We start from the raw sequence: 9,894 nt of genomic DNA on the forward strand, positions 1-9,894 counted from the left end.
ACCGCTTCCACCCGAGATGATGGCGCCGGCGTGGCCCATTCGTTTTCCTGGAGGAGCAGTCGAACCGGCGATGAAGGCAGCGACGGGCTTGGTCACGTGCTGCTTGATGTATTCGGCCGCTTGAATTTCTGCGTTTCCACCGATTTCACCGATCATCAGGATCGATTCGGTCTTGGGATCCGCTTCGAACATGGCGAGCAGATCGATGTAGGTGGTCCCGATGATTGGGTCCCCACCGATACCGACGGCGGTGGTCTGACCCATGCCGATATTGCCCATCTGCCAGGCGGCTTCGTACGTCAGCGTACCGCTCTTGCTGATCAGTCCGACGGAGCCCTTCTTGTGGATGTAGCCCGGCATGATGCCGATCTTGGCCACACCGGGGGTGATGATCCCGGGGCAGTTGGGGCCGATCAGACGGCTGCGGCTGTTGACCATCGCCCGCTTGACGCGAGCCATGTCCAGCACAGGAATCCCTTCGGTGATACAGACGATCAGATCGATTCCCGCGTCAGCCGCTTCCAGAATCGCATCGCCGGCGAACGGAGGTGGCACGAAGATCAACGAGCAGTTCGCGCCCGTTTTTCGAACGGCCTGCTCAACGGTGTTGAAAACGGGGAAACCATCGATTTCCGTCCCCCCCTTGCCTGGGGTGCATCCACCGACGAAGACGTCTTCGCCTGGACGGTGCTCTTGGGCATAGGCTCGGCACTGCTGGGAATGAAACAACCCGGACTTGCCGGTAATCCCCTGGCAAATGATCTTGGTATTTTTATCGACAAGAATGCTCATAGTGTTTGTCGCTGGCCTTCAGAAAGAACGAATAGGAATTTGTTGTCTGCTCAATTGTGGTTCTGGTGACGCGAGAAATCCGAGAAGTCACGTAGCCCGTCACTTCTCGACTCTCAACTTCACGCACCCAGCGACTTGACCGCCTTTTGAGCGGCGTCGGTCAGATCCGTTCCCACAATGATTGGCTTGCCGCTTTCGGCCAGCATCTTGCGAGCGAGATCCACATTGGTTCCTTCCAGACGAACCACCAGCGGAACCTTGATTCCGATCTTGTCGTAGGCGGTCAAAAGTGCGGTCACGATCGTGTCACACTTCATGATGCCACCGAAGATGTTGACCAGAATCCCCTTCACGTTGGGATCGGCGAGAATGATGCGGAATGCTTCCGTCACCTGGTCAACATTGGCGCCACCACCCACGTCGAGGAAGTTCGCGGGTGCTCCCCCGTGATACTTGATGATGTCCATGGTGCTCATCGCCAGTCCCGCACCGTTCACCAGACAGCCGAGGTTTCCGTCCAGCTTCACATAGCTCAGGCCGGAAGACTGAGCCTGCACTTCCATCGGCTCTTCTTCGGACAGATCGCGATGAACGAGCAGATCCTGGTGCCGGAACATGGCATTCTCGTCGAAGGCCACCTTCGCATCACCAACAACCAGATCCCCTTCCGCGGTCACGACCAGCGGATTGATTTCGACCATGCTGCAGTCACGGTCAATGAAGAACTGGGCCAGCTGTGTCAGCAACTTCTCGGCAGCGCGGACGGAAGGACCTTCCAGTCCGAGGCGATAAGCCAGATTGCGTGCCTGATATCCACGAAGACCTGCTTCGACGTCGAACGGCTCGTGCAGGATCTTTTCAGGAGTGTTGTGGGCGACGACTTCGATGTCCATCCCCCCTTCGGTCGATGCGATCAGAATCGGGCCACCGGTTTCACGATCAACGACAACGCCCAGGTACAGTTCCCGGGCGATCTTGAGGCCTTCTTCGACCAGCAGCGTACTGACCAGCTTACCTTCTTCACCCGTCTGGATCGTGACCAGCGTGCTGCCGAGCATGCGTGAGGCGTTATCCTTCGCCGCTTCTGCCGACTTCACCAGAACGACACCGCGCTGTTCGGGGTGCTCTTTGAACGTTCCTTTACCCCGGCCCCCGGCGTGGATCTGCGATTTGACGACAGAGATTTCGCCACCCAGAGTGGTATAGGCGGCAGCCGCTTCTTCGGCGGTCTTGGCCACAATGCCTCGAGGAACCTTAACTCCGGCAGCAGCCAGCAGCTGCTTGGCCTGATATTCGTGAATCTTCATTGTTTGTCCTGTGGATGCGACGGCCAAAAACTGCCAGTCGGAGTTTTCTACCGACCGGGCGTCCCCGCATGATAACTCCCCAGATGCGATTGTTCCACAAGACCGCAAACAGCTCCAAAACTCGCTGTCCATCGCCCCAAATCGTCGCATCCGCGGGGATTTTGCGGCGACTGGCCACCAGAGAATGAAGTCACGCAGACCCGCCCGGCCGCAGCAAGGAAATCAAACAGAGAACTCTGTCCGTTCCCCTGTTCTTTACACAGTCACACCTTGGCATGAGTTCCGGCCTGGAAAAGTCCCCCGCTCCGGCCGAAATCACCGGTGATCGAAGCTCGACCGAGCGTAGCCAGCCAGCCAGCCAGCCAGACACTCGCCGACGCGAAGGCCATTGTGCCCGATGAATTCGAAACGCCGACGTCGCACTGCAGCAGCATGATCGAGTTGGCCACCGCCTCACGGAATGGCAGTGTGAAACCCGAAGCGGAGACGCGATGACTGACGATTTTACTTTATTCGCCAGCTTTGTTCGCTCGAGAACGCACATCGCCGAGTCCCGCCCACACACACCCACACTGCCTCCATGCCCAAGCTGTCTCCGTGTAAATACCTCCGCACAGGTGACGCAGTACCGGCGCCACTGCACAAGCAGCATGGTCATTCCCACACTAACCTCAGCCGACAAACACAGCCGACGGGCAGGACACTCCGCAAGCATCCCAATCAACCACGCCCCTAGGGGTGAATGTCAGCAATCGCCACTCTCACGACCGTCTCAGCCAGAGACAGCGGCCGCAAGACTTGTTTCCCGAGTTTTCAAATAACGGCTATACCAATCGTTCCGTCTGCAGCGTTCAGAAACCGCATTGCGTCAAAGTTCCGCCCAACGAACGTCCGCCGACGGTAAAAAGGTCCCTCTTGCCACAGATGCTGGCCAGCCAGGCCAGTCCCCGAAAAACACCTAACTCCCGATCGATGCAGCACATGGGACTGGCCACCGACTGGCCAAAGCTTGGCCAGCTGGCCAGTCGCTCCTTGGTGTCACCCGACATCCCGAATGCGTGTCCCGGCCTCCATCGATCCCCCATTGAGGTCCATCGAGGCTTCAGTCGAGACGGGATCAGTTAAAGAGCCGCTCGTGCCCGAGCCGCTGCTGTTTGAGGCGGCGGCTGCCTCACATTCGGCCAAAAGCCGCCTCCCGTCCCAATACCGGCCCCCGGAGCGGAGCAATCCGGAAATTGCAGCACCCACTGCGGCCCTGCCGAACAACTGACCACTCTCCAATGGAAGCGAAGCAACCGAAGTCTTCCGACCGCAAACGAACCCAGCCCAGGACACAAACGCCCCAACCCCAAAAGCTCTCCACCGACCCTGCGTCGGTTGGGAGCAACGACTGAAAGCTCCCACGTGAGCAGTGTCGGCCACAACAACCAACACCGCGAGCCCAAACAGCCAGACATTTGGAACAGAGCTCGCGCAGGATCGTCGAGCGAACAAGCGGCCCCGGATCAGTCCAGCATCGAGGCCACGGACAACTGTGGATGCGAAGCAGGCTCAAACTCGGGCGCCTGCTTGCACACAGCCTTTCAACAGACCCGGGACTCCTCAACGCAAAGCAGACTCGCTTTGCGCTGCGTCTCCATTTCAGGGGCGAGTCATCACTGATGCAGAGTCCCCGGCGGCTCATCCCCGGAAATGACAGAGAGCTGATTCCGGGGTCATCGCATCGGGACGATTACTGACCAGCAATCCGGAGCCCTCTTACGAACTTATGACATTCGATGCACTTCAGCGTCGTGTCCATCCATTTCAGGGCGACTCCGTCATAGTTCCGCTTTTCGGCTTCTTCGAGCAACTGGGTCGCACTGCGTTGAAACTCAGTGCTGAACTGCCGATACATGACATCGTTCTTGACCTGCCATTTCTCCGCCTTGCTCATTTCGACCAACGACTTGGCCCCACGGATAATACTCTCGGCGTCTTCGGAAACGAGTCCCTCCAGAATGGAGCTTGAGGCTTCCAGCTTCCTTCGCATGAACTTCGACAGGTCGAGGTCTTCCTTCGCCTCCGGAACCGCTTTCTTTGGTTCGTCCGACTTATTTTGAGCCGTTGCCACGACGACAAAGAATGCCGTTGCGATTACGGGCAAGCACCAGATCAAGGCGACGTTCAGTTTTTTTGGCATCGTGGATTCTATTCCTGTCATTTGAGTTGAGAGAACACTCGTCTTCGTTGCCGTGTGAACTGGACCCAGTATCACTGGTTGGGAAATCCGTTCCAATCATTTCGACGGTTGACTCGTCCCCCGGACATCCCGATGGCATTCGATGCAGCTCTTCGTTGCATCGAACCACTGCAGCGCGGCATTGTCAAAGTTGTTTTTCTCGGCCGCTTCCAGCAGCTTCCGTACGGACCCGTTGAATTCCACAGAGTGTGCCCGGTATTTCGAGTCGATCAGGAACTTCCATCGTTCAGCCTTGCTCATCTCAAGCAACGACTTGGCCCCTCGTTGAATCATTTCGGAATCCTCGACGGTCAGTCCTTCCAGGATCTCCGACGACGCATCGAGCTTCTTGCGCATGAACGCACTGAGCGAGACGTCGGGTTCATCATTCTTATCCTTATCCGCCCCCTGAGCAGCACCCTCTGAGTGCCAGGCGAAACCCGCCATCACCAGAGCACCTGTGAAAGCAACTCCCAGGACCGAACGCAGCAGTAACGTCAATGTGCCTCGCATACGAAATTCCATTTCTACTTAGTCGTCAATCATCCCGGGACAATTCGCCGTAGAGTTCGCTTGAACACTCGGTTGAAAAACGGAACAGGCTCCGAAACCGTTGCACCCTCAACGTGAAGCTCGCACGAGTCGAGGCGCGTGTCCTAACTTACTCAAAAGCCATTTAAAGCAACACCCCAATCGCCAGTGTGAACGACCGGCCTCAATGCATGCAGTGTACCGTTAACCGCGATTCCTTTTGATTCTCGATAAACCGGTGTATCGTGACAGAGGTAATATGTAATTGAAGATTTCCGTCATATTAGAGTGGCGGAAAGTTTCCAGGTGACCAAAATTCAGACAGGCCATTGATGGTCCAGCCGGACAGAAATCCAGCGCAGTCGTCCGATCGAGGAAGTCGTGTCCATCCGACAGAATCTTCGAAAAGCCTCCCCGCAGTTCACGTGCGAATGATTCTCGAGAGCGCCATGGATGGCATCATCTCCATGAATGCGCGGCAGGAAATCATTCTTTTCAACCCCGCCGCTGAAGCCATTTTTGGCTGGAGCAGCGACGAGGTCCTCGGTCGACCAATCGACCTCTTAATCCCCATGCGTTACCAGTCGCAGCATCGATCGTACGTCGAGCAGTTCGGCAAAGACCTCATCCCGAGCCGGCGGATGGGGGTGCAGCGGACGGTGATGGCCCTGCATCGTTCCGGGGTCGAGTTTCCGATCGAAGCCTCCATCTCGCACACGATCCTCGACGACGAGCAGGTGTATACGGTCATCCTTCGAGACGTGACCGACGCGGTTCGTCGGCGGCAGCAGATTGAACAGCAATCCCAAATGCTGGATCAGGTCTCGGACGCGGTCAATGTCGTCGACCCAACCGGTAAGATCACCTATTGGAACCACGGAGCGACCAATCTGTTCGGCTGGTCCGCTCAAGAAGCCATCGGTCAGAACGCCAGTGAACTCTTCTTCCGAAATGGCACTGAACTCTGGCAGACGATCCTGCGAGAGACCAACAAACGAGGATCCTGGACGGGTGAACTGACCAAAATGACTCGCACCGGGAAATCCGTGATTGTGGATCACCGGCGCACCATCCTGAAGGAGGGGAACGATCTCAAGGGGTATCTGTGCATCGACATCGATATCACCGACCGCAAAAAACACGAGCGGATTTCGCTGCGCAGCCAGCGTTTGGAAAGCATCGGAACCCTGGCCGGTGGAATCGCACATGACCTGAACAATGTCCTGACCCCGATCCTCATGGGGGCCAAACTCCTCTCCTCCGACCGCGCGCCGGCTAACCGTCAAGGGCTACTCGACACGATGGTCGCCAGCGCCCGACGGGGTGCCGCTCTGATTCAACAGTTACTGGCGTTTGCCGGCGGGATTCAGGGCGAACGACAACCCATCCACATTGGCCAGCTCATCGATGAAACTCGCGGACTGCTGGAGCATACTCTCCCGAAATCGATTCAGATCATCACGAAAATTGCTTCGAACGTCCCCCCCGTTATGGGTGACGCGACGGAACTCTCGCAAATTCTGATGAACTTATGCATCAACGCGCGCGATGCCATGCCTCAGGGTGGCGAACTGACCATCGAAGCCGAACCGATTCATTTCTCCCGAAATACACCACTCCCCCACCCCGATGCCCATGACGGAACCTACCTGCACCTGAAGGTTGCTGACACCGGTTGCGGGATGACAGCAGAAGTCCTCGATCGAATTTTCGACCCGTTCTTCACGACCAAAGATCTGGGCAAAGGGACCGGCCTGGGACTCGCCACAGTCCAGGGGATTGTCAAAAGTCACGGCGGATTCATCCTGGTCTATAGCGAGCCCGGTGACGGATCTTCCTTCTCCATCTATCTGCCGACCGCGACAACGTTGCCGACATCAACGAGTGAGACATCGAACGAAGAGCCCGTCAGGACGGGTGATGGTCGCTGGATTCTACTGGTCGATGATGAGGCGATGATTCTTCAGATGACAGAGGCTGTTTTGGAAGCGAACGGCTATCACGTGATCACTGCCAGCGACGGCCCCTCGGCCGTGCAGAAGTTTTCGGAAGACCCCGGCAAGATCTCTGCTGTCTTGCTGGACATGATGATGCCCGGCATGGATGGCTTTCAGACTCTGGAAAAACTGCTTCAGATTGACCCGAATGTCAAAGTCATTGCCTGCAGTGGACTGGGAACGGCCCAGCGAGAACGAAAGGCCGTCGCGGCAGGTGCCAAGATTTTCCTAGCAAAACCACACTCAGACGACCAGTTGCTCGACGCTCTTCTACGCCTTTCGCAAGCGGAAGCCGCGCCGTGATGAGCATGTGAATTGTCGAATCGCCGCGATAAGATCAACGAAATCATTGACGCTCGCACAGGAGCAGGCGAATGTGAACTTACCGATTGCACAAAATTATGCCGAAACTCTTAGTGGTGGATGATGACAATCTGATTCTGGATTGCTTTCGTTACGCATTTCCAGAGGAACAGATCACAATCCTCACGGCCGCATCGGCAGCCGAGGCACTCTCGCAATTTCGCCAGCAGTCGTTCGATGCCGTGATCACGGATATCCGACTGCCAGACGGTTCTGGCCTGAAGCTGATGGAAGAATTTCAGCGATTGGACCACAAAGTGCCTGTGATCCTGATGACCGGACACGGCACGGCGAGCACCGCGATTGAAGCGATGCGAAGTGGAGCGTTCGAGTACCTGCTGAAACCGCTGGATGTCGACCATCTCCAGTCCGTGATCGACCGGGCGATGGAAGCGTCTCGCATGACTCGCACACCGGCCAAAATCGCCACCGACCCTGAAGTCGATGAGACGGAAGGTGATCTGCTGGTCGGTGAATGCCCTGCCATGCAGGAAGTCTATCGTCAGATCGGTCGCGTCGCAGGACAGGACGTCACGGTGCTGATCCTGGGTGAAAGCGGTACGGGGAAGGAAGTCGTCGCGCGTGCGATCTATCAGTACAGCAAGCGTGCCAGCAGGCCCTTCCTGGCGATTAACTGCGCTGCCATTCCCGAAACCCTGCTGGAAAGCGAACTGTTCGGCCACGAAAAGGGAGCGTTCACCGGCGCCGATCGCAAGCGAATCGGAAAATTCGAACAATGTGACGGCGGCACGTTGTTCATGGACGAGATCGGTGACATGACTCCCCTGACCCAGACCAAGATCCTGCGCGTCCTGCAGGATCAACAGTTTGAACGAGTCGGCGGTACCGAACAGGTCCACACCAACGTGCGACTGATCGCGGCAACCAATCGCAATCTGGCCGAGATGATGGCCAGGGAAACGTTTCGATCCGACCTGTTCTATCGCTTGAATGTTTACACGATTCATCTGCCACCACTGCGTGAGCGGAGTGGGGACATCCCCCTGCTGGCCAGGTATTTCTTGAGGCGGTTCAGCCGCGAGCTCGGCAAGAACATCAGCGAAATCGCACCGTCCGCGATGAATCTCCTGACATCGTACACCTGGCCCGGCAATCTGCGAGAACTGCAAAGCGCCCTGAAACATGCCGTCGTCGAAGCAACCGGCCCGGTGATTCTGCCCGAGTTCCTTCCTCCGACCGTACGTCCAACCCGTGCGGACTCACCCCACGCGATCGAACTGAGTTCCTCCGCGGGAAACTGGGACTCCGTTTCAGAAGAGGGTTTGGTCCAGTTTATTCAACAACAGATTCAATCACACACAGAAACCCTCTACGACGATGTCATCCGACGAGTCGAGCGGGTCATGCTGCTGGAACTCCTGAAACACGTCGACGGCAACATCAGCCGCGCCGCAGCCACCCTCGGAATCTCCCGCTCCACCCTCAGAACAAAACTCGCCGCCCTCGGCCTCAACCTCGACCGGTCCGTCCGCCTGTCGGAAGGATGAGCACGGCTGTTAAAAATGTCATAGTGCCGATCGCAGCGTTACTCGTCACATCTCCAACACTGAAACCGTGTCAGTTTAGTTGACCGGTTCACGTGCACCAATTCTCGATTCCTCAAGCCCATACAATCTCAGAATCTGCCGTATGGAACTTCGCTTCTACGGATCGAAACTTAAATCCAGCCTTTCTCCAAAACCCTTCCGCTAAAACTGAACACGTCCGATAGCTCCTGCTGCCGATGGAGGTGCGTGGTAGATCTGAGAGGCTATTGCTGACTGTGCCACCGAAAGAGGTTCCAGAACCAAATTGCTTCCGTGGCGTAGAGTTCCCGCTATTTCCTGTCTAACATTGCGTAATTCGAGGCTGAAACGGAGGCTGCATCCGACAACCTGCGGGAACGAATTGAGAACACATTCGCTGCGGTGGGACAGGCTTCCGCTGTGGGTGGATGCGTTGGCAATTGGTAAGTTGACGAGCAAACAATGCCTGAACAAGCAATAGACCGGAGCCGCCGACCGTTCGTGTTGACAATGGACTGCTTGCGGCGCCCACAATCACCGCAGGCGTTTTGCATGACAAATGGGAACCGGTGTATCGCAGAACGCCCACGGACGGGACGAAGAGCATTTGCAAACATCGGATGTCTGATTGGCTTAATGCTCGTGACAGTGATCCTCGATGTTTTTTTAGTCGGGATTCATTGGGCTCGAAATCGCGGAGCATCGCCGGTTGCGACACTTTCCTGGGGCTTCGGGAGCGTCGCGCTATTCATCGGAGTGTTAATGATCATCGGTTGCGTCTTTGGCGTCTGGACTTCCCCGCGAAACCTGCGTAGGGATTTCTACGATTCGCTTTTAGGAGTTCTGGCTCCTTTAATCGTCGTCGTTTGGTTGTTATGGGCACTCGGGAAAATCGTTGTCGCCGTCACCAGATTCTTTGCGATCGTTCCCAGTTGATGGCAGACGCTCTTTTGCCACCAGCGGAAATTCGTCTGGCCACGAGTTACTGGGACGTCCAGCGTCCCCATGGACTCACACGCTCCATGGCGTCGATCGTAATGATCGCGCCTCGGAGATCGACGAGTTTCAAAACCTCGGGAATCGCCGTGATTTCATTGGATTTCTCGTCAGTCGCAACTTGCCCAAGGCTCAAGCCCATTTCGCTGGCCCAGATGCTG

At 56.5% G+C, this 9,894-nt stretch carries 7 protein-coding genes and 1 pseudogene; 2 read left to right on the forward strand and 6 right to left on the reverse strand.

The annotated features are described in order from the left end of the window. The 5 genes from sucD to VGE80_RS17390 all read right to left on the reverse strand — a co-directional run. Nucleotides 1-792 (reverse strand): succinate--CoA ligase subunit alpha (gene sucD, locus VGE80_RS17370; RefSeq protein WP_440593545.1); only part of this gene is annotated, 792 nt, incomplete at its 3' end. A 119-nt stretch (nt 793-911) separates the two neighbouring features. Further along, a complete protein-coding gene (gene sucC / locus VGE80_RS17375) occupies nt 912-2,099 on the reverse strand; it encodes an ADP-forming succinate--CoA ligase subunit beta (RefSeq protein WP_397568774.1) in 1,188 nt (395 codons plus the stop codon). A gap of 263 nt (nt 2,100-2,362) precedes the next feature. Beyond that, nucleotides 2,363-2,548 carry a hypothetical protein gene (locus VGE80_RS17380; RefSeq protein WP_440593546.1) on the reverse strand — a complete coding sequence of 62 codons (186 nt, stop codon included), beginning with the start codon at nt 2,546-2,548 and terminating at the stop codon, nt 2,363-2,365. Between the two features lie 1,283 nt (nt 2,549-3,831). Beyond that, entirely contained in the window at nt 3,832-4,281 is a 450-nt protein-coding gene (locus VGE80_RS17385) for a hypothetical protein (protein WP_440593547.1), read from the reverse strand. A gap of 96 nt (nt 4,282-4,377) precedes the next feature. Next, on the reverse strand, nt 4,378-4,833 hold the full coding sequence (locus VGE80_RS17390) for a hypothetical protein (protein ID WP_440593548.1): 456 nt from the start codon (nt 4,831-4,833) through the stop codon (nt 4,378-4,380). 449 nt (nt 4,834-5,282) lie between these two features. Here VGE80_RS17390 and VGE80_RS17395 point away from each other — a divergent pair, with 449 nt between their 5' ends. Together VGE80_RS17395 and VGE80_RS17400 are read left to right on the forward strand one after the other, a co-directional pair. Beyond that, a complete protein-coding gene (locus tag VGE80_RS17395; protein WP_440593549.1) occupies nt 5,283-7,151 on the forward strand; it encodes a hybrid sensor histidine kinase/response regulator in 1,869 nt (622 codons plus the stop codon). Nucleotides 7,152-7,249: 98 nt separating this feature from the next. Then, nucleotides 7,250-8,719 (forward strand): sigma-54-dependent transcriptional regulator, encoded by a 1,470-nt coding sequence (locus VGE80_RS17400; RefSeq protein WP_440593550.1) that lies wholly within the window; start codon nt 7,250-7,252, stop codon nt 8,717-8,719. Nucleotides 8,720-9,758: 1,039 nt separating this feature from the next. On the opposite strand, the pseudogene VGE80_RS17405 reads toward VGE80_RS17400, so the two are convergent. Then, a pseudogene (locus tag VGE80_RS17405) lies at nt 9,759-9,894 on the reverse strand (ISAs1 family transposase); the annotation flags it as partial.

Source organism: Schlesneria sp. (genome assembly GCF_036405755.1).
Classification (GTDB): domain Bacteria; phylum Planctomycetota; class Planctomycetia; order Planctomycetales; family Planctomycetaceae; genus Schlesneria; species Schlesneria sphaerica.

Bases quoted from the DNA above. Each gene is read 5' to 3' on its own strand.
- sucC (WP_397568774.1), bottom strand. From the start codon at position 2,099: ATGAAGATTCACGAATATCAGGCCAAGCAGCTGCTGGCTGCTGCCGGA.
- VGE80_RS17385 (WP_440593547.1), bottom strand. From the start codon at position 4,281: ATGCCAAAAAAACTGAACGTCGCCTTGATCTGGTGCTTGCCCGTAATC.
- VGE80_RS17390 (WP_440593548.1), bottom strand. From the start codon at position 4,833: ATGCGAGGCACATTGACGTTACTGCTGCGTTCGGTCCTGGGAGTTGCT.
- VGE80_RS17395 (WP_440593549.1), top strand. From the start codon at position 5,283: ATGATTCTCGAGAGCGCCATGGATGGCATCATCTCCATGAATGCGCGG.
- VGE80_RS17400 (WP_440593550.1), top strand. From the start codon at position 7,250: ATGCCGAAACTCTTAGTGGTGGATGATGACAATCTGATTCTGGATTGC.